The organism is Rhodoferax sp., from assembly GCF_028689295.1.
Classification (GTDB): domain Bacteria; phylum Pseudomonadota; class Gammaproteobacteria; order Burkholderiales; family Burkholderiaceae_C; genus Rhodoferax.
In genome coordinates, this window is record NZ_JAQTWL010000004.1 from 28406 (window position 1) to 49239 (window position 20834).

Sequence of the window (20834 nt, forward strand, 5' to 3'; positions counted from 1 at the left end):
CGATACCGCAAATTGCACACGGCACTCGCCACCCCTTCTTTCGACTTCACGATATTGCGGCCTTGACTACTTTTACCGAAAGCGCCTCGACCGCGCTGCAACTCATCGCTTCCATGGACGCCGAACTGCTCACGATTGTGGGCCGCTCGCTGACGGTGAGCGCCACGGCCTGCGCGCTGGCTTGCAGCCTGGGGCTGGTGCTGGGTGCCTGGCTGGGGGTGGGGCGCTTTGCCGGACGCGGGGCATTGCTGACGCTGCTCAACACGTTTTTGGCCGTGCCCTCGGTGCTGGTGGGGTTGGTGATTTACCTGCTGCTGTCGCGCACCGGGCCGCTCGGTTTCCTGGGCTGGTTGTTCAGCTTCAAGGCCATGGTGATTGCGCAGGCGGTGCTGGTGCTGCCGGTGGTCACGGCCTTGACGCGCCAGACGGTGGAAGATGCGCAGAATTTGCACGGCGAGCAATTGCAGTCGATGGGTGCCCGGCCGCTGATGCGCAGCCTCCTGCTGGCCTGGGACGAGCGCTATGCCCTGCTCACGGTGCTGATCGCCTCCTTTGGGCGCGCCGTGTCGGAAGTGGGCGCGGTGATGATTGTCGGCGGCAACATTGACGGCTTTACCCGCGTCATGACGACGGCAATAGCCCTGGAAACCAGCAAGGGCGACCTGCCGCTGGCCTTGGGTCTGGGGCTGATTTTGCTCAGCGTGGTGCTGCTGCTGAATGTGCTGATCGCCGCGGTGCGGCGTTGGCGTGAATACCAGGAAAGCGGTGTCACTCCCAGCCTGCCTTTGGGGGTTTCGGTTTGAAGCCAGCGAATTTGTTGGACCAGGATTTGACTGCATCTTTTGACTTTCCCGTCGTCAGGCCATCTCTGAAGCAGCCCGTATTTGCCTTGCAAGCGGCCAGCGTGCATTTTGGTCATCCGGCACGGGCGGTGCGGGCCTTGTCCGAGGTCAGTTTGCAGATTCACGCGAGTGAACGGGTGGCGCTGGTAGGCGCCAACGGCTGCGGCAAAAGCACCTTGCTGCGTTTGCTGCACGGCCTGCTGCCAGCTACCGCCGGGCGGTTTGAACCCGACCTGGCACTGCGCCATGCCATGTTGTTCCAAAAGCCGCACCTGATGCGCTTGTCGGTGCAGGCCAACATCGCCCTGGGGCTATGGCTGCAAGGCACCGCTTGGGGCCAGGCCAAGGCACAGGCCTTGGTGGCGCTGGCCAAAGTGGGTTTGTCGGACCTGGCGCTGCGTAACGCGCGCCAGCTCTCAGGCGGCCAGCAGCAACGCGTGGCGATGGCGCGGGCCTGGGCCTTGCAGCCGCAGGTGCTGCTGCTCGATGAGCCCACCGCCAGCCTGGACCCGCACGCCAAGCGCGAAGTGGAGACGCTGATTGAAGCGTTTGCCAGCGGACCCGAGGGCATGACGCTTGTTTTTGCCAGTCACAACCTGGGCCAGGTCAAGCGCCTGGCGAGCCGGGTGATCTACCTGGAGCACGGCCGCGTGCTGGCTGATTTGCCAGTGGCTGATTTTTTTAGCGGGCCCTTGCTGCAGCAGCAGTATCCGGCGGCCCATTTTTTTGTCAAAGGAGAACTTGTATGAAAACCGTGAATTCTTTTAAATTTTTTAAACCTCTCGCCCTTATGAAGTATGCGCAGGCAGCGGCCATTGCCGTCGCCTGTCTGGGGGCTTCAATGAGTGTGCAGGCGCAGTCGATCGTGGTTGCCTCGACCACCTCGACCGAGCAATCGGGCCTGTTCTCCGTGCTGCTGCCAGAGTTCAAAAAAGCCAGCGGCATCGACGTCAAGGTGGTCGCCCTGGGCACCGGCCAGGCCATCGACATGGGCCGCCGCGGCGATGCCGATGTGCTGTTTGTGCACGACAAGGTGGCCGAAGAAAAGGTGGTGGCCGAGGGCTTTGCCGTCAAGCGCATCGAGGTGATGTACAACGACTTTGTGGTGGTCGGCCCGGCTAGCGACCCGCTCAAGGTCAAAGGCAATGACGTGGTGGAAGCACTCAAAAAGATATCGGCAGCCAATGGCCCGTTCATTTCGCGCGGCGACAAGAGCGGCACCCACGCCGCCGAGCTGCGCTTCTGGAAAATGGCCGACCTCACCGACAAGCAGGGCAGCGGCTACAAGGCCTGCGGTTGTGGCATGGGCCCGGCGCTCAACATGGCCTCCAGCACCAACGCTTATGTGCTGACCGACCGCGGCACCTGGCTCAACTTCAAGAACCGGGGGGATTTGACGGTGCTGGTGGAAGGCGACAAGCGCCTGTTCAACCAATACGGCGTGATGTTGGTCAACCCGGCCAAGCATCCGCATGTCAAGGCGGCCGAGGGCCAGAAGTTCATCGACTGGGTGGTGTCACCGGCAGGCCAGGGCGCGATTGCCAGCTACAAAATTGGCGGCGAGCAACTGTTTTTTCCGAATGCAGCCAAATAAAGCCTGATCATGACAGCAACCCTCAACACGTTGGTGCGAGGCTTGATGGCCGTGGGTGCGGCTGGCCTTGCGGGGTGCGCGGCGGCACCGCAAGCGGTACCCAAAGGGGCTGAAGCGTCACCAGTGGTGGCGGTTTACGCTGCGGGCAGTTTGCGCGGCGCCTTGACGGCCATTGCCAAAGACTACGAGGCCAGCACAGGCCATAAGATTGCGCTGACCTTTGGTGCCTCAGGCCTGCTGCGTGAACGCATTGAAAAGGGCGAGCCAGCGCAGGTATTCGCCTCGGCCGATAACGACCACCCGCAACGCCTGGCGCGCCAAGGTGGCTGGGAACCCTCGACCGTGTTTGTGCGCAACACCTTGTGTGCATTGACCAGCGAGCAACTGGACGCGACACCGGCCACGCTGTTGGCGACGCTGTTGCGTCCGGATGTGCGGCTGGGTACGTCCACGCCCAAAGCGGATCCGTCAGGTGACTACACATGGGAACTGTTCCACAAGGCCGATGGGGTGCAAAACGGGGCCTACGCGGTGCTCGATGCCAAGGCGCAGAAACTGGTGGGGCAGGTCAGCTTGCCGCAACCGCCGACAGGTCGCCTGGCGTATGCCTGGATCATGGATGAGCGAAAGGTGGATGTGTTTCTGACCTACTGCACCAACGCGGTGGCGGCACAAAAAGAGGTGCCGCGCCTGAAGATAGTGCAGATACCGCCTGAACTGCAAGTTGGTGCGCTGTATGGTTTCACCGTGCGTGAGTCAGCTTCAACGGCCGCTGCGGCATTTGCCAAGTCCCTGGTGGCACCCGCTGCGCAAGCGGTTTTCAAGCATTTCGGTTTCGGCCAGCCTTGAGGTCGCTTAGCTTCAACTCTGCCAATTCAGCCTCGGTAAACACCCGTGACCGGGTCAGAAATCCCTTACCCTCGGGCGTTTCCAAAGAAAAATCACCCCCGCTGCCATTGATCACGTCGATGATCAGTTGGGTGTGCTTCCAGTATGCGTACTGCGCTTTGCCAATGTAAAAGGCGCAGCCGCCGATGTCACCCAGCAACACGTCGCCAGCACCCATGGTGATTTCACCCAGCAGGTAGCAATTGGCGGCGCTGTTGTCGCAGCAACCGCCCGACTGGTGAAACATTAGGCCCGGGCCGTGCTTGATTTTCAGAAAAGCGATGAGTTCAAGGGCGGCCGGGGTGGCGATGACTTTATCGACCATGAAGTACTCGCAAAAATGTTGGAATGGATGGCGAATTGCGACACAGATTTATAAAAAAGTCGACAGCGTCTAGCGACGTGCATTGGGTGTCTGACGCAGCGAAATAAAGGAGGAGGCTTGGGGCACGCCCCAAGCTGGGGGACATTCGCGTAGTCAGATACCCAACGCGCGCTGCGGGTTTAAGCAAGGTCAATCAGTCAATCAGAAGAACCCCAGCTTGCTCTCGCTGTAGCTCACCAGCAGGTTCTTGGTTTGCTGGTAGTGGTCGAGCATCATCTTGTGGGTTTCGCGGCCAATGCCGGACTCTTTGTAACCACCAAACGCAGCGTGAGCGGCGTAGTCATGGTAGCAGTTGGTCCAGACGCGACCGGCCTTGATGGCGCGGCCCATACGATAGGCCACGTTGCCGTTGCGACTCCACACGCCAGCGCCCAGACCGTACAGCGTGTCGTTGGCCAGTGCCAGCGCATCCGCTTCGTCCTTGAAGGTGGTGACGGCCAGCACCGGGCCAAAAATTTCTTCCTGGAACACGCGCATCTTGTTGTGACCCTTGAGCAGCGTGGGCTGAACGTAGTAGCCACCGGCCAGATCGCCGGTCAGCTTGGCTTGCGCGCCGCCAGTGAGCACTTGCGCACCCTCTTGTTTGCCAATGTCCAGGTACGACAAAATTTTGGTCAACTGCACTTGCGAGGCTTGGGCACCGAGCATGGTTTCGCTATCGAGCGGGTTGCCCTGCTTGATGGCGCGCACGCGCGGCAGCACACGTTCCATGAACTTGTCGTAGATGCTTTCCTGTATCAGCGCGCGGCTGGGGCAAGTGCAGACTTCACCCTGGTTAAAGGCAAAAAGCACCAGACCTTCAATGGCTTTGTCCAGAAAACCGTCGTCTTTGTCCATGATGTCGGCAAAGAACACGTTGGGCGACTTGCCGCCGAGTTCCAGCGAGGCCGGAATCAGGTTAGTGGCCGCAGCCTGGGCAATCACCCGGCCTGTGCTGGTGGAGCCAGTAAAGGCGATCTTGGCAATGCGTTTGCTGGTGGCCAGCGGCATGCCGGCTTCACGGCCGTAGCCGTTGACGATGTTGAGCACGCCCGGGGGCAGCAGGTCGCCAATGATTTCCATCAAAATCAAAATGCTCACCGGGGTTGACTCCGCGGGTTTGAGTACCACACAGTTGCCGGCCGCCAGGGCCGGTGCCAGCTTCCAGGCGGCCATCAGAATCGGGAAGTTCCAGGGGATGATTTGCCCGACCACGCCCAGTGGCTCGTGGTAGTGGTAGGCCACAGTGGTTTCGTTGATGTCGCTCAGCGCACCTTCTTGTGCGCGGATGCAGCCAGCGAAGTAGCGGAAGTGGTCGCTGGACAGGGGAATGTCAGCCGCCAGCGTTTCGCGGATCGGCTTGCCGTTGTCCACGGTTTCGGCGTAGGCGAGGAGCTCCAGATTGGCATCAATGCGGTCGGCAATCTTGAGCAGGATGTTGGAGCGGTCGGTGACCGAGGTTTTGCCCCACGCATCAGCGGCGGCATGGGCGGCATCGAGTGCCAGCTCAATGTCCTCAGCACCCGAGCGCGCGGCCTGGGTGTAAACCTTGCCGCTGATCGGGGTGATCACATCAAAGTACTGGCCCTTGAGCGGGGCCACATACTTGCCACCAATGAAATTGTCGTATTTGGCCCTGAAGGCGATTTTTGCACCGGCTTGGCCGGGGGCTGCGTAGATCATCGTGTCTCCTGATTGTGAATAAAAACGAGTGGGTTTGCCCTTGCGGACGGTACGACGCATCAAGTCGCGTGCCAGCTTGCAGGTTGCCGATAAACGCCTTGATTTCAAACGACTTTTTTTAGGCATGGCGCAAACGGCGGAGGAGTTGAGTGGTGCAGGCTGAGACACCTGTCAAGTTCTGCACCACCTGTCCGGTGTGGGGTGTATGCAAGCTGTTTCATATCGCCAGGGAATGTGTGGGTGACTACCATCGCGCAACACAAGGTGGCCGTTGAGCCGCCCGCCCAGGAAACGCATGCGCACCCCACCTTCGGCTTTGGCGCTGAGCCAGGCCAGACAATATTTGCTTGAATATGGCGACTGCCCGACGCAGGGGCTGGACACCCACGTGGCCCGCTCGTGGCAGCGCAGCCTGGCAGCCGGCTTGTTGCCCGATGCCCGATCGATAGAGCCCGACCACGCCAGCGCGGCTGATCTGGGCCGCATCATCGCCGGCAGTCATGAACTGCTGGCGCATTCTTGCCCGGTGATGGAAGTCGTGTTTGAGCAAGTCCGCGACAGTCAGGGCATGGTGATCCTGGCGCATGCGAGCGGCACCTTGATGCACACTTTGGGAAGCCCTGATTTTTTGCAGCGCGCCCAGCAAGTGGCACTGTCATGTGGCGCATCATGGCTTGAACAACATCGTGGCACCAACGCCATTGGCACAGCGCTGGCCGTGGGCGGCAGCATTGAAATTCATGGCGGCGAACATTTTCTGCAGCGCAACGAGTTCCTGACCTGCACGGCGGCGCCCATCATGTCGGCTACAGGCAGCCTGCTCGGAATTCTTGACATTTCTGGTGACCATCGCAGCGGTCATCCGCACACCTACGGCCTGGCCAACATGGCTGCCCGCCTGATCGAAAACCAGCTGATCGCCGCCACCAGTCGTCAGCATATTCGGCTGCATTTGCACGGCCAGCGCGAGGGTATTGGCACGGTTGCCGAGGGCATTGTGGTGATCTCAGGCGATGGCTGGCTGGTGGGTGGCAATCGTGCGGGTTTGGAGTGGCTAAGTTTGACGCATGCGGACGTGGGTGCAGTCAAGCTTCAGAGCCTGCTCGATGTACCGCTGAACACCATGCTTGCGCAGCACCAGCTTCGCCCGGATGAGGCTCTGCGGGTCCATCGGCGTGACGGTCAGGCCTTGTTTGCGCTGCTCAAGCAAGACACCCGCACCACGTTGAATCTGAAGGTGAGTCCTGATAGCGGGGCTCAGATCAACACCCCCGGCGGTGCGCGAGCTGACCCATCCGATGCTTTGGCGCAGCTTGACACCGGCGACTTGCGTTGGCGCAGTGCCGCCGACAAGGCCCGGCGCGTGGCTGACAAGCCCATACCGCTGTTGATTCAGGGTGAGTCCGGGGTCGGCAAAGAGCTGTTTGCGCGCGCCGTGCATGACAGCGGGCCGCGTCGTGGCAAACCCTTTGTAGCGATCAACTGTGCGGCCGTGCCTGAGAACCTGGTTGAAGCGGAACTCTTTGGCTATGCGCCAGGGGCTTTTACCGGGGCCAGGCGTGATGGCAGTTTGGGTCGCTTGCGTGAGGCGCAGGGGGGCACCCTGTTTCTGGATGAAATTGGCGATATGCCACTGCTGATGCAAATGCGGTTGCTGCGGGTTTTGCAAGAGCGACAGGTCATTCCGCTTGGTGGTGGGCCGTCGGTGCCGGTTGACTTTGCGCTGATGTGCGCCACCCATTGCAAACTGCGTGAAGCGGCAGAACAAGGCCACTTTCGCAGTGATTTGTATTACCGCATCAACGGCTTGACGGTGCAGTTGCCGCCCTTGCGCGAACGCACTGATTTTGCGATGCTGACGCAGCGCTTGCTGCTTGATCTGAATCCGCAGCGCAGTCTGCACGTGGTACCAGAGCTGTTGACGCGTCTGAGTCAGCATCCCTGGCCCGGCAACTTGCGCCAATATGCGAATGCACTGCGCACTGCCAGCGCCATGTTGGAGCCGCATGAGGTGTGTATCGACTGGGTGCACCTGTCGGACGATTTGCTGGAAGATTTGAGCGCGCAGGTGCAGTCAGTTCCACCACGTCAGGTCTCTCCGTTGCGCGTGGCATCCACCAACGAATCGTCGCAAAACCTGGCGCAACTCTCGCAAACAGCCATGCGTCTGGCTCTGGAAAATAGTGGTGGCAACATGTCTCAAGCGGCCCGGCAACTGGGCATCAGCCGCCAGACGCTGTACCGCAAGCTCAATGCATGAACGTCACGCATGAATTTATTCACCTCCCTGCGCTACCTGGCCGCCCTGCATCAGCACAAACACTTTGGCCGTGCCGCCGATGCGTGCTACATCACACAGCCCGCTTTTTCCAACGCGATCCGGGCATTGGAAGAAGAGTTTGGTACTGCCATTGTCAAACGGGGGCGTGCGTTTGAGAGTTTTACGCCTGAGGGCGAACGGATTTTTGTCAGTGCCCAGCGCATGCTGCACGAGCAGGAACTGCTGCTGCAAGACCTTAAAGGCAAGTCGGAACAGCCGGTGGGCGCACTCACTTTGGGGGCGGTGCCTTCAGCGATGCCAATTGCTGCGCGCTTTGCCGGTCAATTGCAGGCGCGCTACCCTGGCTTGTCTTTGACGGTGCGATCCATGAGCTCGCAAGAAATCGAGACTGGTCTGGAAAACCTGACGGTGGATATTGGGCTGGGTTACACCGAACGGCTCAAGTCACGAGCGGCGAAATTGACTACTCTTGGGCAATACACAGAACGTTATTTCTTCCTGCGGCGAGCCATCAAACCGGCCAGGTCAAGCTTGCGAAGGGTGAGTCGCCCCATGTCCTGGGAAATGGCATCCAAACTGCCGTTTTGTCTGCTGACCCCGGAAATGCACAACCGCACCATTGTCGATTCGACCTTCAGGCAGTTGGGCATCCATGTCAAACCCGTGATTGAAACCAACTCCATTTTGACGCTGGGCCTGATCGTTCTGGCGGGAGAAGTGTGCAGCATATTGCCCGGTGCACTGGTTGCGGTGCTGCGCGGTTATCCGGAGCTGGAGGCGGTGCCATTGGTTACCCCCGAAGTGGTCGTTCCGATCGGATTCATGTGCGCCAGCACTGACCGACCCTCCAACGCCATGCGTGTCACCCTGTCGATGGCCAATGAGCCCGCATGGCTGGCGCATATTGCCACGCATACGTACTCGTTTGACCAGTGATTTAATTGTTGCACTGAAGGAGCCAACTTCACAGTTTTGGCGCAGCTATGCATCTTGTTTCATACATTCATTTTTTGAATCAAACCATGTTCAGAAACAATTTGCCAAGGGCTTGAGCGCTCCCTGACACTGTCCTCATTCCATCTCAAGTGGGCATCAATATGAGGAAACAACGCGTATGTTGACTGAAACGACTCAGCAAACCATCCATCACCTGGTCGCTGCCAAAAAGCATATGCCCGGTGCCTTGCTTCCCATTCTTCACGACATTCAGGAGGCAGTGGGCTTCATCCCGGCGCAAGCCGTGGCGGACATCGCTCAACAGCTCAATTTGTCGCGCGCCGAGGTGCATGGCGTGGTGACTTTTTACCATTTCTTTCGCCATGAACCAGCAGGCAAACAGGTGGTGCAGATTTGTCGCGCTGAAGCCTGCCAATCCATGGGGGCTGAAAAACTGTGGACCCATGCGTGCAGTCGCCTGAAAACCCAGGGCGGTACATCGGCAGATGGCGCAACCACGCTGGAGCCGGTGTATTGCCTGGGCTTGTGTTCATCGTCGCCTGCCATGGTGGTGGACGACAAGCTGCATGCACGTGTCGATGTCGACAAATTTGACCGATTGGTGGCTGCGGCAAGGAGCGAAGCATGAGCATCAAGATATTTGTGCCGTGCGACTCCGTCGCCTTGGCTCTTGGTGCGAATGAAGTGGCTGTTGCCCTTGGCCTGCAAGCCCGGCAGCGCGGTTTGGACATTGAACTGGTCCGCAATAGCTCTCGTGGCATGTTCTGGCTGGAACCGCTGGTGGAGGTGCAGACAAAAACAGGCCGTGTGGCGTATGGCCCAGTGGCCCCAGAGGATGTGACGGGTTTGCTGGACGCACAGTTTCAAATTGGCGCTGACCACCCGTTGAAGCAAGGCTTGACCGAGGAGTTGGCTTTTTTAAAACAGCAGGAGCGGCTGACTTTTGCCCGCATGGGCGTTACCGACCCGCTGTCGTTGGCTGATTTTGAAACGCATGAAGGCTTTGCCGGTTTGCGCCAGGCGCTGAGTCTGAGCGCATCTGACGTGGTGCAGCAAGTGCTGGACTCCGGCCTGCGCGGGCGCGGTGGGGCAGCGTTTCCGGCAGGCATCAAGTGGAAAACCGTGGCCGCTGCCCAGGCGCCTCAAAAGTACATTGTGTGCAACGCCGACGAAGGCGATTCAGGCACTTATTCCGACCGCATGACGATGGAAGGCGACCCCTTCATGCTGATCGAGGGCATGACCATCGCAGCCCTTGCCACTGGGGCGACGCAGGGCTATGTTTATATTCGTTCCGAATACCCGCACGCCATTGCAACGATGCGCGCAGCGATCATTAAGGCAACTGCGGCGGGCTTCTTGGGCGCCGACATTCTGAAGTCTGGCAAGACCTTTTTTCTGGAAGTGCGCAAGGCCGCCGGGGCCTATGTGTGTGGCGAAGAAACCGCCATGCTGGAAAGCATCGAGGGCAAACGCGGCGTGGTGCGCGCCAAACCGCCGATTCCTGCGCTCAAAGGTCTGTTTGGACAACCCACGGTGATCAATAACGTGATCACCTTGGCCTCGGTGCCGATCATCCTGGCGCGCGGTGCGGACTTTTACAAAAACTACGGTGTGGGGCGTTCCCACGGCACCTTGCCCTTTCAGCTGACTGGCAATGTCAAACACGGTGGCCTGATCGAGCAGGCGTTCGGCATCACGCTGCGCCAACTGATGTTTGACTTTGGCGGCGGTAGCGCCTCTGGCCACCCGATCAAGGCGGTGCAGGTGGGCGGGCCGCTGGGTGCCTATGTGCCTGAGCGTTATTGGGATGTGCCGATGGACTACGAGGCCTATGCCGCCGTTGGCATCACGGTCGGGCATGGCGGCATCGTGGTGCATGACGACACGGCGGATTTGTCCCGACTGGCGCGTTACGCGATGGAATTCTGCGCCATCGAGTCGTGTGGCAAATGCACACCTTGCCGCATTGGCTCGACCCGCGGTGTGGAGGTGATCGACCGGCTCAAGCGCGGTGAAAACCCGGCCCAGCAGGAGATGCTCTTGCGTGACCTGTGCGACACCATGCTCCATGGTTCCCTCTGCGCCATGGGCGGGCTGACCCCGAATCCGGTGTTGTCGGCACTGAATTATTACCCGCAGGATTTCGGTCTGGCTGCGCCAGTTGCCGAGGCCGCTTGAACACCTGCCCACTGGAGAACACCATGCTTGAACATCTGAAAGAAACCGACTTCGGTACCCCGCGTCGTGAATCGGCGCAAGAAGTGACCCTGGAAATTGACGGTGAACGTGTCACTGTTGCGGCGGGCACCTCGCTGATGCGGGCGGCGGTTGATGCCGGTATAAAGGTCCCCAAACTCTGTGCCACCGACAGCCTGGAGCCCTTTGGTTCGTGTCGGCTGTGTCTGGTTGAAATTGAAGGCCGTCGGGGTTTTCCGGCCTCTTGCACCACGCCCGCAGAAAATGGTATGAAAGTGCGCACCCAAACGGCAAAATTGCAGGCGTTGCGCAAGGGCGTGATGGAGTTGTACATCTCCGATCACCCGCTGGATTGCCTGACATGCGCCGCCAGCGGCGACTGTGAGTTGCAAGACATGGCCAGTGTGACCGGCTTGCGTGAGGTGCGCTACGGGCAGGACGGGGCCAACCACTGCAAAAGCAAAAAAGATGAGTCAAATCCGTACTTCACCTACGACGCGAGCAAGTGCATTGTGTGCAATCGCTGTGTGCGCGCCTGCGAAGAGGTTCAGGGCACTTTTGCTTTGACGATCAGCGGGCGCGGTTTTGCGTCACGCGTGTCGCCCGGCCAGGATCAACCCTTCATGGAAAGCGAATGCGTCAGTTGCGGAGCTTGTGTCAAAGCTTGTCCGACCGCCACCTTGCAGGAAAAATCCGTGATCGAGTTAGGCCAGTCCGAGCACAGCGCCATTACCACCTGCGCTTACTGCGGCGTGGGATGTGGGTTCAAGGCCGAAATGAAGGGCAACACCGTGGTGCGCATGGTGCCATGGAAAGATGGCAAAGCCAATGAGGGACATGCCTGCGTTAAAGGCCGGTTTGCCTGGGGCTACGCCCAGCACAAAGACCGCATCACCAAACCCATGATTCGCAAGAGCATCACCCACGCCTGGCAGGAAGTCAGTTGGGATGAAGCCATCAATTACGCAGCCAGTGAGTTCAAGCGCATTCAGTCCAAAGATGGCCGTGAGGCGGTTGGCGGCATTACCTCGTCACGCTGTACCAATGAAGAGGTCTATCTGGTGCAAAAGCTCATTCGTGCTGCTTTTGGCAACAACAATGTGGACACCTGTGCGCGCGTTTGTCATTCGCCCACCGGTTATGGCATGGGCGAAACCTTTGGCACTTCGGCGGGAACACAAACCTTCAAATCTGTTGAGCAGGCCGATGTGGTGTTGGTCATGGGCTCCAATCCCACCGCGGCGCATCCGGTGTTTGCCTCGCGCCTGAAGAAGCGTCTGCGCGAAGGTGCCAAACTGATTGTGGTGGACCCGCGTGAAATTGAGTTGGTGAGCGCGCCTCACGTTCACGCCGAATACCACCTGGCGCTCAAACCCGGCACCAACGTGGCCATGATCACTGCCTTGGCACATGTGGTGGTGACTGAGGGGCTAGTGAACGAGGCTTTTGTGGCTGAGCGTTGCGACACCAAGAGCTTCAACGAATGGCGTGAATTTGTTGCCAAGCCCGGGAATTCTCCTGAAGCCTTCGAGTCGGTGACCGGGGTGCCTGCCGCCGAGGTGCGTGGGGCGGCGCGGTTGTTTGCCAGTGGCCCCAATTCGGCCATCTATTACGGCCTGGGTGTGACCGAGCATGCTCAGGGTTCCACCACGGTGATCGGTATCTGCAACCTGGCCATGGCCTGCGGCATGATCGGGCGCGAAGGTGTGGGCGTGAACCCGTTGCGCGGCCAGAACAACGTGCAAGGCAGTTGTGACATGGGCAGCTTCCCGCATGATCTGCCGGGCTACCGCCACATCAGCAATACGGCGGTGCGTGAGCAGTTCAACGCCGCCTGGGGGGTCATCCTCAACCCGGAACCCGGTCTGCGCATTCCCAACATGTTTGAGGCCGCACTGGATGGCACGTTCAAGGGCTTGTACTGCGTGGGTGAAGACATTGTGCAGTCTGACCCGAACACCCAGCATGTGGTCTCGGCGCTAGAGAAAATGGAATGCATCGTGGTGCAGGACATCTTCTTGAACGAGACCGCCAAGTACGCTCACGTGTTGCTGCCCGGTAGCTCTTTTCTGGAAAAGGATGGCACTTTCACCAATGCCGAACGGCGCATCTCACGCGTGCGCAAGGTCATGCCGCCGCTGTCTGGCGTGGGCGACTGGGAAGCTACCATGAAGCTGTCCAACGCCCTGGGTTACCCCATGGCTTACACGCACCCCGAGCAAATCATGCAGGAGGTTGCGGCGCTCACCCCATCATTTCACGGTGTGACCTATGAAAAGATTGAGCGACTGGGCAGTGTGCAATGGCCATGTAACGAGAGTACGGTGGAAGCTGGTACCTCGCTCATGCACATTGACAAATTTGTGCGCGGCAAGGGCAGGTTCTTCAACACCCAATATGTCGCGACAGATGAAAAAGTCACGCGAAAATACCCGCTGATTTTGACTACGGGGCGCATCCTGTCGCAATACAACGTGGGCGCGCAAACCCGGCGCACCGAAAACAGTCGCTGGCACAGTGAAGACCGGTTGGAAATCCACCCGCACGATGCCGAAGAGCGCGGCATCAAACACGATGACTGGGTTGGCATTGACAGTCGTGCCGGACAGACGGTGCTGCGCGCCGTGGTCACCGAGCTTATCCAGCCAGGGGTGGTCTATACCACCTTCCACTTTCCAGAGTCTGGGGCCAATGTGATCACCACCGACAACTCCGACTGGGCAACCAATTGCCCGGAATATAAAGTCACGGCCGTGCAGGTGATGCCAGTGGCACAACCTTCGGAGTGGCAAAAGTCGTACTCCCGCTTCAACGCCGAGCAACTGGCACTGGCGCAAGCGGTGTTGCCGCTGGAGCCGGTGTTGTCCGGGTCTGGGCGCTGAGCGGTGATGGACATGGCTGTGATGCATCTCCCGGCTGCGCGGGCTTATCGGGCACTGAAGGTCAACAGGGTTCGCGCAGGGCTGCCTTCAGAGGGGCCAGACCGGGTGGCCGAAGAGGTGCCGGTGGCGCTGGAGTTCAATGGCGTGTCACACGCAGTGATGATGGCCACACCGGCTGATCTGGAGGACTTTGCTTACGGATTTGCTGTGACAGAGTGCATTGTGGACGCGCCATCGCAAATTCATGACTGTGAATGGACCTTTAACGCCGAGGGTTGTACGGTTCACCTCACCATTGCGGCATCGTGCTTTGCCCGGTTGAAAGACAAGCGACGCAATTTGACTGGCCGTACCGGTTGCGGTCTGTGCGGCACCGAGAGTCTGGCGCACGCGGTGCGGTCTCTTGAGCCATTGACGACATCGCAAAGTTTTGATGCAGCGGCGGTGGCCTTGGCAGCGGCGAGCCTGCGCGAACACCAACTGTTGCTGGCCGTGACCGGAGCCAGCCACGCAGCAGCCTGGTGTACAGCGGACGGCCACATCGAGCTGATCCGCGAAGATGTGGGCCGCCATAACGCCCTCGATAAGCTGGTGGGCGCCTTGCTGCGCTCCGGCCTGGATGCCAGCAGCGGATTTGTCATGATCACCAGCCGCGCCAGTTACGAGATGGTGCAAAAAACCGCCACAGCGGGCATTGCGTTGCTGGCCGCCGTGTCTGGTGTGACCGGACTGGCGGTGGACGTGGCGCAGGATGCTGGGCTGACGCTGCTGGGCTTTACCCGTGGCACAGATTTTTCGATCTACAGCCACCCACAACGACTTTCACTGGATGCCAAATGACACACGACGACACCCTGATTCGCATGGCCAACCAGATTGGCACCTTTTTTGAAAGCATGCCCGACCGCACCGAAGCGCTGTCAGGCATTGCCAAACATATCAAAAACTTTTGGGACCCGCGTATGCGCAAGGTATTTCTGACGCATGTGGATGGCCCGCACCACGAGGACATTAAGCCCATTGTGCTGGAGTCGGTGGTTGCGCATCGGGCTACGCTGGAGTAGCTAAACACCAGCATTTCGCATCAGCACATACAGCGCCGTCCCCGCCAGAATGCTCAGCAGCGGCTGCCGACGCCACCGTTGCAGTGCCACCACCGTGACTACGGCGGCCAGTTCAGCCCATGGGCCGGAAGGGTTGTCTCGGGCGTTGCCGACCAGTGTGTGCAGCAGCAGCAGCGTCATGATGGCCAGCGGCAAAAAGCGCCCCAGCCGTTGCACCAGCGGGTGGCTTTGCAGAAAACGCGCGGCCAGAAAGGGCAGGGCGCGCAGCCCGAAGGTGACCAGGGCCATGGCGGCGAGCACGCCGAGCGCGTAGCGGGTGTCGATCATGAGGCCTCCTTTTTCTCTGTGGCGGCAGGCCAGAACAGCCCGGCCAGCACGCTCAAGGCGATGGCGATCAGCAAGGCCTGTTGCGGCATGACAGCCCAGGCGACGGCGTAGCTGGCCAGCGCCACCCACAGCGGCGCTGCCGAGTCGGCGCTACGCCATTGCTCCACTGCCAGCACGGCGAACAGCGCGGCCAGCGCAAAGTCCAGCCCCGCCAGGCCAATCTGCGCTTGCGCACCGATCACCGCGCCCAACAGCGTGCCCAGCACCCACCAGCCCTGGTTGAGCAGCGCCACCGTGACCATCTGCCGCGTGCTGGTGCCGGCGGGCAGCGTGGTCAGCACCGAATAGGTTTCATCGGTCAGGGCAAACACCAGATACCAGCGCGCCCAAGGTTTTGCGGGCAGCTTGTCGAGCAGCGACAGGCCATAAAACACATGGCGCAAATTCACCACCAGCGTGGCCAGGGCGATGGTGGCCAGCGGCAGGCCCGCCGCCAGCATCGGCACCATCATGAACTGCGAGGCACCGGCAAACACCAGGATGCTGGCCGTGAGCGCCAGCCACCAGGGTGCGCCCGCCTGCACAAACAAAAAGCCGAACACCATGCCCAGCGGCACATAGCCCATGGCTACCGGCACCGAGAGCGAGAGCACGGAAATGTGTGGCGCGGGCGGATTTTGCGAGGCTTGTGCGGGTTCGGGGCAGGCGGGCATGAAGAGGCAGACAAGGTGAAAAAGGGGTGATCAGGGTGCGTCAAGATGTGACAAGGCACGCGATGTCGCAGGCGCTGATTGTGCCAGCCAGCGCCTTGTGATAACGCCCGTCCATGGCCACTTGTATTGTGCGGGCCGGGCGCGGGATAATTCCGCAACATTACCGGAGACCTTCATGACACCTGCCCAAAAATCCCCCAAAGTCGCCGTGCTGCTGTCTGGCTGCGGCCACCTCGATGGCGCCGAAGTGCGCGAATCGGTGCTGGCCCTGCTGGCGCTCGACCAGCACGGCGCCACGGTGCAGTGCATCGCGCCCAATGCGCCGCAGTTTCATGTGGTCAACCACGTCACCGGCGAGCCGGTGCCGGGCGCCGCGCGCAACATTCTGGAGGAATCCAGCCGCATTGCCCGCGTCGGCCAGTGCCTGGACCTGGCGCAGGCCAGGGTGGCCGACTACGACGCGCTGGTGATGCCGGGCGGCTACGGTGTGGCCAAGAACCATTGTTCGTTTGCCTTCAAAGGCGCCGACGCGGAGGTGCGGCCGGATGTGGCGGCGTTCGTGCGCGGCTTTTTCGACGCCAAAAAACCGGTGGGGGCGATTTGCATTGCCCCGGCGCTGGTGGCGCTGGCGCTGCACCAAGCGCATGACAGCGCCACGCTCACGCTGGGCAACGACGCCGGTTGCGCTGCTGCCTTGAGCCAACTCGGCCAAATCAGTCAGGACACGCCCAATGCCACGCACATCGTGATCGACGAGGCGCACAAGCTCGTCACCACGCCGGCCTATATGTTCGATGAAGCGCGTTTGAGCGATGTGTGGACGGGCATCGAGCGCTGTGTGGCCGAAGTGCTCAGGCGCGTGTCATGAAGGCCGTTTGTGTTTATTGCGGCTCCAGCCCCGGCCGGCTCGATGCCTATGCCGATGCCGCGCGCGCGCTGGGCCAGGCGCTGGTGGCCCGCGACCTGGGGCTGGTGTATGGCGGTGCCAGCATCGGGCTCATGGGGCTGGTCGCCGACACCGTGCTGCAACTCGGTGGGCGCGCCGTGGGCGTGATCCCGCAAGCCCTGGCGCGCAAGGAAGTGGTGCACAGGCACTTGACCGAACTGCACGTGACGCAATCCATGCACGAGCGCAAAACCATGATGGCCGAACTCTCGGACGGCTTCATTGCCATGCCGGGCGGCATCGGCACGTTTGAGGAAATTTTCGAAATCTGGACCTGGTCCCAGCTTGGCATCCATACCAAGCCCTGCGGCTTGCTCAACGTGGCGGGTTATTTTGATGCGCTGACCACCTTTCTGGATCACGCGACCGCAGAAGAGTTTCTCAAGCCGCCGCACCGTGCCCTGTTGATTGTCGAGCAGCAGCCCCAGGCGCTGCTGGATCGATTTGCCGGCTACCAGCCACCGAGCATCAGGAAGTGGCTGGATCCGGATGAATCCTGAGGCGACCTGAATACAAGAAAGAAATGAGTCTGTCGCTATTATGGGCATTTATGACCAGCAACTGACTTTGCAGCTGTTCTCAGCCCAATACTGCCACGCCCTTGATTTGGGCATAGACCGCTTTGCCCGGCTCCAGCCCCAACGCATGGCTTGAGCGCGTGGTGATGCGGGCGAGCAGGGGGGTGTCGCCTACGCGCAGCGACACCATCACCTGGCCATGGCTGTCGGGTGACACAGCTGAGACGGTGCAGGGAAGTATGTTCAAAATGCTGGTGCCTATTTGTCGCTGCAGTGTCAGGCTGACGTCACGTGCCGCCACACGCACACGCAGGGTTTGGCCCGGGTCTGCCTTTTGGCGCGCCACGGTCAGTTCGCCGCCGGCAAAGCGGGCGAGCGTGAGGTGGTCCCGGTCATCATGGGATGCCACCTTGCAGTGCAGCACAGCACCGGCCGTGTCGCCACGCGCGAGTGGCAAATCCAGCCGTGTCAGCAGCTCTGCAGTTTGGCCAAATGCAGTAGCCCGACCCGCATCCATCAGTACCATGTGGTCGGCCAGACGGGCCACTTCATCAATGGCGTGGGTGACGTAGATCACCGGCAGGCGCAACTCGGTTTGCAGTCGCTCAAGATAGGGCAAGATTTCGGCTTTGCGCGGGGCATCGAGCGCGGCCAACGGTTCGTCCAACAGCAGCAGGCGCGGGCTGGTGGCCAGCGCCCGGGCAATGGCCACGCGCTGGCGCTCACCGCCTGAGAGTTCGTGCGGCCAGCGTTGCAGAAGGTGGCCAATGCCCAGCAAGTCCAGCGTGTCGTTCCAGCTTTGGTTGCGCTCGGAGGCGGGCGTGCGTTTGAAGCCGTACTGCAAATTGCCTTGCACGCTCAGGTGTTCGAACAGGCTGGCTTCCTGAAACACATAACCCAATGCACGTTGATGCACCGGTTTGAAGAGGCCCTGAGCGCTGTCTTGCCACACCTCACCCTGGACGCAGATGCGACCCTGTGCCTTGGGTTCCAATCCGGCAAGCACGCGCAGGGCTGTGGTTTTGCCCGAGCCGGACGCGCCAAACAGCGCGCTGATGCCTTGCCCGGGCATGGCCAGGTCAAGGTCCAGCGTGAAGTCTTGCCGTTTGAGCAGGGCCTTGAACTGCAGGCCAAGAGCTGTGCTCATGAGCTGACCCCCTTGCGCCGCGTGCCGTTGTAAAAGTGCAGTGCCAGCAACACACAGAAGCTGAAGCCCAGCATCACCGCCGCGAGCCGGTGCGCGTCTGAATATTCCATGGCTTCCACGTGGTCGTAAATCTGCACCGACACTACACGCGTGACACCTGGGATATTGCCACCCACCATCAGCACCACGCCGAATTCGCCCACGGTGTGTGCAAAACACATGACCGCTCCGGTGAAGAATCCGGGCTTGCACAGCGGCACCACCACGCTGAAAAACGCATCCAGCGGTGAGGCGCGCAGGCTGGCCGCCACCTCCAGCGAACGCGTGCCCATGGCTTCAAAGGCGTTCTGAATGGGCTGCACCATGAAGGGTAGTGAATAAAAAACGGAGGCCACCACCAGTCCGGCAAAGGTAAAGGGCAACACGCCCATGCCCAGCGCCTGTGTCCATTGGCCCACGCTGCCATGGGGACCCATGGCCACCAGCAGGTAAAAGCCCAGAACAGAGGGCGGCAGCACGATGGGCAAGGCCACCAGTGCGCCCAGCGGTTTTTTAAGCCAAGACCGGGTGCGCGCCAGCCACCACGCCAGCGGTGTGCCAACCATCAGCAAGATCAGGGTGGTAAGCGCTGCCACTTGTAGCGTCAGGCCAATGGCTTGCAGGTCAGATTCGGACAGCATGGTTGGTTTGGAGTGCGGTTCAGATGTCGTAGCCGTAAGAGCGGATCAGGTCTTTGATGTTGGGGCTTTGCAGCAGCTTGACCAGCGCCGCCGCCGCCGGCTTGTTGGCGCCGCGATTGAGCAGCACGGCATCTTGCTGGATCGGCTTGTAAAGAGATTGCGGCACTACCCATATCGAGCCGCCCTTGAGCTTGCCGCTTTCCAGCACTTGGGACATGGCGACAAAGCCGATCTCGGCGTTGCCGGTGTGGACAAAGTTGTACGCCTGGCCAATGCTTTCGCCTTGCACCAATTTTGGTGTCAAGGCGCTGGTCAGACCCAGTTTGTCGATGGTTTGCACGGCCGCTTCGCCATAGGGCGCAGTTTTGGGGTTGGCATAGGCCAGTTTTCGAAAGCTGCTGCCTTTGAGCACCTCGCCCTTGGCATCCACCTTGGCGGCATCCGCTGACCACAGCACCAGTTTGCCGTTGGCGTAAGTAAAGCTGGTGCCCACTTGGGCCAGCCCGTCCTTCTCCAGCGCAGTTGTGGCGGCGGTATTGGCGGCCAGCAACACGTCAAACGGGGCGCCGTTTTTGATCTGGGCGTAGAGCTTGCCAGTGGCGCCCAGCGTGACGCTCAGGGTGTGGCCGGTGGTTTTTTCCAGCACGGCAGCAACGGCCTTGATGGGTTCGGCAAAGTTGGCGGCCACGGCAATGTGGGCTTGCTCGGCCAAGCTGAAGGTCGTGAATGTGATTGCTGCAGTGCTGAGCAGCAGTGGTTTGGCAGAGAATTTCATCGGCTGACGCCAGGTGGGTGTTGGGCAAACAAGCATCACAAAAGTTGGCATACATGCAAAGTGTGATTTCGGTATTCTATTTAAGAATAGCGATGAGTGTAGTCGAAGCTGCATTCGGTGCTTGCGGGGCTTGCCGGCTCTGGTGACAGGCACAATCACGGCCATGAGCAAGAACGCCATTTCCCCCAACGCCTTGAGCCATGCCGCAGTGGACAAACGTCTCGACATTCTTCGCCTGATTGGGCAAACCGGATCGATCTCGCAGGCCGCCCGGCAAGCCGGTGTGAGCTACAAGGCTGCGTGGCAGGCCGTTCACACGCTGAGCAACTTGGCCGGAGTACCCTTGGTGGACAGTGCGGTGGGCGGTGCGGGGGGGGGCGGTGCCAAGCTCACGGTGTCAGGGGTGCAGTTGCTGGAAGCCGCCCACCAGATGGAAGTCGCACGCTGCGAAGTGATGACGCGATTTACCGGCGGCGCGGCGCAAGCCTTGCCGGGGACAAGTCTGCGGACCAGCATGCGCAACAACCTGCCGTGTGTGGTGGCCCGCTTGGATCAGATGCAGCCCAATGACCCCATGGTGCGCGTGATGCTTGCAATGACAGGAGGGGGCAATATCGCTTCGAGCATCACCCGTGAAAGCGCAGAACTGCTGGGCCTGGAGCCCGGCCTGGCGGTGCTGGCATTGTGCAAGGCCACGGCCGTGCGCATCAGCGCCGTGACCGAAATCAATAGACTGAAAATCGGTGAAATCCGCGATGGCGAAGGGGCGCAGGAGCGCACATCTGTGAACCTGATCGACGGCAAGGTGTCGCGCTTGTCGCGCGGCGGATTGCGCGATGAAGTGGTGATGACCTTGCCCGGAGATTTGCAACTGGTAGGTTTTGCAGACAAACCAAACCGCCTGCGCGTGGGCAGCAAGGTGCGCGCCTGGGTGGAAGACAACGCCGTGGTGTTGGCACGGGTGTAGCTATTCA

The 20834-nt window shown here is 60.3% G+C and carries 21 protein-coding genes; 14 read left to right on the forward strand and 7 right to left on the reverse strand.

Features of this window, described 5'->3' with window-relative positions:
- Nucleotides 1-62 precede the first annotated feature (62 nt).
- The 4 genes from PHF15_RS05250 to PHF15_RS05265 all read left to right on the forward strand — a co-directional run bounded on the left by PHF15_RS05250 (nt 63) and on the right by PHF15_RS05265 (nt 3285).
- A complete protein-coding gene (locus PHF15_RS05250) occupies nt 63-803 on the forward strand; it encodes an ABC transporter permease (protein ID WP_300119524.1) in 741 nt (246 codons plus the stop codon).
- Between the two features lie 101 nt (nt 804-904).
- Nucleotides 905-1591, forward strand: a complete 687-nt coding sequence (locus PHF15_RS05255) for an ATP-binding cassette domain-containing protein (RefSeq protein ID WP_300119744.1) — start codon at nt 905-907, stop codon at nt 1589-1591.
- Nucleotides 1592-1632: 41 nt separating this feature from the next.
- Nucleotides 1633-2436: an extracellular solute-binding protein gene (locus tag PHF15_RS05260; RefSeq protein ID WP_300119526.1), complete on the forward strand. Its 804-nt coding sequence runs from the start codon at nt 1633-1635 to the stop codon at nt 2434-2436.
- A 9-nt stretch (nt 2437-2445) separates the two neighbouring features.
- Nucleotides 2446-3285 (forward strand): molybdate ABC transporter substrate-binding protein, encoded by an 840-nt coding sequence (locus PHF15_RS05265; RefSeq protein WP_300119528.1) that lies wholly within the window; start codon nt 2446-2448, stop codon nt 3283-3285.
- On the opposite strand, the gene PHF15_RS05270 is transcribed toward PHF15_RS05265, so the two are convergent.
- Nucleotides 3257-3649: a DUF779 domain-containing protein gene (locus tag PHF15_RS05270; RefSeq protein WP_300119529.1), complete on the reverse strand. Its 393-nt coding sequence runs from the start codon at nt 3647-3649 to the stop codon at nt 3257-3259. The two genes, PHF15_RS05265 and PHF15_RS05270, sit on opposite strands and share 29 nt — an antisense overlap.
- A 201-nt stretch (nt 3650-3850) precedes the next feature.
- The gene (locus PHF15_RS05275; RefSeq protein WP_300119530.1) at nt 3851-5371 is read right to left on the reverse strand and encodes an aldehyde dehydrogenase family protein; all 1521 of its coding nucleotides are present in this window, start codon (nt 5369-5371) and stop codon (nt 3851-3853) included.
- A gap of 295 nt (nt 5372-5666) precedes the next feature.
- Between PHF15_RS05275 and PHF15_RS05280 the strand changes: the two genes are divergently transcribed.
- From PHF15_RS05280 to PHF15_RS05310, 7 genes are all read left to right on the forward strand, one after another.
- A complete protein-coding gene (locus PHF15_RS05280; RefSeq protein WP_300119531.1) occupies nt 5667-7631 on the forward strand; it encodes a sigma-54-dependent Fis family transcriptional regulator in 1965 nt (654 codons plus the stop codon).
- A 9-nt stretch (nt 7632-7640) separates the two neighbouring features.
- Nucleotides 7641-8588, forward strand: coding sequence for a LysR substrate-binding domain-containing protein (locus PHF15_RS05285; protein WP_300119533.1), 948 nt, complete (start codon nt 7641-7643; stop codon nt 8586-8588).
- 178 nt (nt 8589-8766) lie between these two features.
- A complete protein-coding gene (locus tag PHF15_RS05290) occupies nt 8767-9237 on the forward strand; it encodes a formate dehydrogenase subunit gamma (protein ID WP_300119535.1) in 471 nt (156 codons plus the stop codon).
- Nucleotides 9234-10790 carry a formate dehydrogenase beta subunit gene (locus PHF15_RS05295; RefSeq protein WP_300119537.1) on the forward strand — a complete coding sequence of 519 codons (1557 nt, stop codon included), beginning with the start codon at nt 9234-9236 and terminating at the stop codon, nt 10788-10790. The genes PHF15_RS05290 and PHF15_RS05295 overlap by 4 nt, the downstream gene beginning before the upstream one ends.
- Nucleotides 10791-10813: 23 nt before the next feature.
- Nucleotides 10814-13690 carry a formate dehydrogenase subunit alpha gene (gene fdhF / locus PHF15_RS05300; protein WP_300119538.1) on the forward strand — a complete coding sequence of 959 codons (2877 nt, stop codon included), beginning with the start codon at nt 10814-10816 and terminating at the stop codon, nt 13688-13690.
- A gap of 21 nt (nt 13691-13711) precedes the next feature.
- Nucleotides 13712-14530, forward strand: coding sequence for a formate dehydrogenase accessory sulfurtransferase FdhD (fdhD, locus tag PHF15_RS05305; protein WP_300119540.1), 819 nt, complete (start codon nt 13712-13714; stop codon nt 14528-14530).
- A complete protein-coding gene (locus tag PHF15_RS05310; RefSeq protein ID WP_300119541.1) occupies nt 14527-14754 on the forward strand; it encodes a formate dehydrogenase subunit delta in 228 nt (75 codons plus the stop codon). Before fdhD ends, PHF15_RS05310 begins: the two co-directional genes overlap by 4 nt.
- Here the strand turns inward: PHF15_RS05310 and PHF15_RS05315 are convergent, their stop codons facing one another.
- Nucleotides 14755-15081: an AzlD domain-containing protein gene (locus PHF15_RS05315; protein WP_300119542.1), complete on the reverse strand. Its 327-nt coding sequence runs from the start codon at nt 15079-15081 to the stop codon at nt 14755-14757.
- Nucleotides 15078-15794 (reverse strand): AzlC family ABC transporter permease, encoded by a 717-nt coding sequence (locus PHF15_RS05320; RefSeq protein ID WP_300119544.1) that lies wholly within the window; start codon nt 15792-15794, stop codon nt 15078-15080. Before PHF15_RS05320 ends, PHF15_RS05315 begins: the two co-directional genes overlap by 4 nt.
- 175 nt (nt 15795-15969) lie before the next feature.
- Between PHF15_RS05320 and elbB the strand changes: the two genes are divergently transcribed.
- On the forward strand, nt 15970-16662 hold the full coding sequence (gene elbB / locus PHF15_RS05325) for an isoprenoid biosynthesis glyoxalase ElbB (RefSeq protein ID WP_300119546.1): 693 nt from the start codon (nt 15970-15972) through the stop codon (nt 16660-16662).
- Complete coding sequence (locus tag PHF15_RS05330) at nt 16659-17240, forward strand: TIGR00730 family Rossman fold protein (RefSeq protein ID WP_300119548.1); 582 nt, start codon at nt 16659-16661, stop codon at nt 17238-17240. Before elbB ends, PHF15_RS05330 begins: the two co-directional genes overlap by 4 nt.
- Before the next feature lie 79 nt (nt 17241-17319).
- On the opposite strand, the gene modC is transcribed toward PHF15_RS05330, so the two are convergent.
- Genes modC through modA form a run of 3 tightly spaced genes read right to left on the reverse strand, consistent with a single transcriptional unit; the run spans nt 17320 to nt 19860 of the window.
- Nucleotides 17320-18405 (reverse strand): molybdenum ABC transporter ATP-binding protein, encoded by a 1086-nt coding sequence (modC, locus tag PHF15_RS05335; protein WP_300119550.1) that lies wholly within the window; start codon nt 18403-18405, stop codon nt 17320-17322.
- Nucleotides 18402-19085, reverse strand: coding sequence for a molybdate ABC transporter permease subunit (modB, locus tag PHF15_RS05340; RefSeq protein ID WP_300119551.1), 684 nt, complete (start codon nt 19083-19085; stop codon nt 18402-18404). Before modB ends, modC begins: the two co-directional genes overlap by 4 nt.
- Before the next feature lie 19 nt (nt 19086-19104).
- Complete coding sequence (modA, locus tag PHF15_RS05345) at nt 19105-19860, reverse strand: molybdate ABC transporter substrate-binding protein (RefSeq protein ID WP_300119552.1); 756 nt, start codon at nt 19858-19860, stop codon at nt 19105-19107.
- A 163-nt stretch (nt 19861-20023) separates the two neighbouring features.
- On the opposite strand from modA, the gene PHF15_RS05350 reads away from it, so the two are divergent.
- Nucleotides 20024-20827, forward strand: coding sequence for a TOBE domain-containing protein (locus PHF15_RS05350; RefSeq protein WP_300119553.1), 804 nt, complete (start codon nt 20024-20026; stop codon nt 20825-20827).
- The last annotated feature ends 7 nt before the right edge of the window (nt 20828-20834 follow it).

Excerpts from the sequence above, each read along its gene's own strand:
- PHF15_RS05285 (WP_300119533.1), top strand. The coding sequence starts at position 7,641 with ATGAATTTATTCACCTCCCTGCGCTACCTGGCCGCCCTGCATCAGCAC.
- PHF15_RS05310 (WP_300119541.1), top strand. The coding sequence starts at position 14,527 with ATGACACACGACGACACCCTGATTCGCATGGCCAACCAGATTGGCACC.
- fdhF (WP_300119538.1), top strand. The coding sequence starts at position 10,814 with ATGCTTGAACATCTGAAAGAAACCGACTTCGGTACCCCGCGTCGTGAA.
- modC (WP_300119550.1), bottom strand. The coding sequence starts at position 18,405 with ATGAGCACAGCTCTTGGCCTGCAGTTCAAGGCCCTGCTCAAACGGCAA.
- modB (WP_300119551.1), bottom strand. The coding sequence starts at position 19,085 with ATGCTGTCCGAATCTGACCTGCAAGCCATTGGCCTGACGCTACAAGTG.
- fdhD (WP_300119540.1), top strand. The coding sequence starts at position 13,712 with ATGCATCTCCCGGCTGCGCGGGCTTATCGGGCACTGAAGGTCAACAGG.
- PHF15_RS05265 (WP_300119528.1), top strand. The coding sequence starts at position 2,446 with ATGACAGCAACCCTCAACACGTTGGTGCGAGGCTTGATGGCCGTGGGT.
- PHF15_RS05295 (WP_300119537.1), top strand. The coding sequence starts at position 9,234 with ATGAGCATCAAGATATTTGTGCCGTGCGACTCCGTCGCCTTGGCTCTT.
- PHF15_RS05290 (WP_300119535.1), top strand. The coding sequence starts at position 8,767 with ATGTTGACTGAAACGACTCAGCAAACCATCCATCACCTGGTCGCTGCC.
- PHF15_RS05275 (WP_300119530.1), bottom strand. The coding sequence starts at position 5,371 with ATGATCTACGCAGCCCCCGGCCAAGCCGGTGCAAAAATCGCCTTCAGG.
- PHF15_RS05350 (WP_300119553.1), top strand. The coding sequence starts at position 20,024 with ATGAGCAAGAACGCCATTTCCCCCAACGCCTTGAGCCATGCCGCAGTG.
- PHF15_RS05320 (WP_300119544.1), bottom strand. The coding sequence starts at position 15,794 with ATGCCCGCCTGCCCCGAACCCGCACAAGCCTCGCAAAATCCGCCCGCG.
- elbB (WP_300119546.1), top strand. The coding sequence starts at position 15,970 with ATGACACCTGCCCAAAAATCCCCCAAAGTCGCCGTGCTGCTGTCTGGC.
- modA (WP_300119552.1), bottom strand. The coding sequence starts at position 19,860 with ATGAAATTCTCTGCCAAACCACTGCTGCTCAGCACTGCAGCAATCACA.
- PHF15_RS05330 (WP_300119548.1), top strand. The coding sequence starts at position 16,659 with ATGAAGGCCGTTTGTGTTTATTGCGGCTCCAGCCCCGGCCGGCTCGAT.
- PHF15_RS05280 (WP_300119531.1), top strand. The coding sequence starts at position 5,667 with ATGCGCACCCCACCTTCGGCTTTGGCGCTGAGCCAGGCCAGACAATAT.
- PHF15_RS05270 (WP_300119529.1), bottom strand. The coding sequence starts at position 3,649 with ATGGTCGATAAAGTCATCGCCACCCCGGCCGCCCTTGAACTCATCGCT.
- PHF15_RS05260 (WP_300119526.1), top strand. The coding sequence starts at position 1,633 with ATGAAGTATGCGCAGGCAGCGGCCATTGCCGTCGCCTGTCTGGGGGCT.
- PHF15_RS05315 (WP_300119542.1), bottom strand. The coding sequence starts at position 15,081 with ATGATCGACACCCGCTACGCGCTCGGCGTGCTCGCCGCCATGGCCCTG.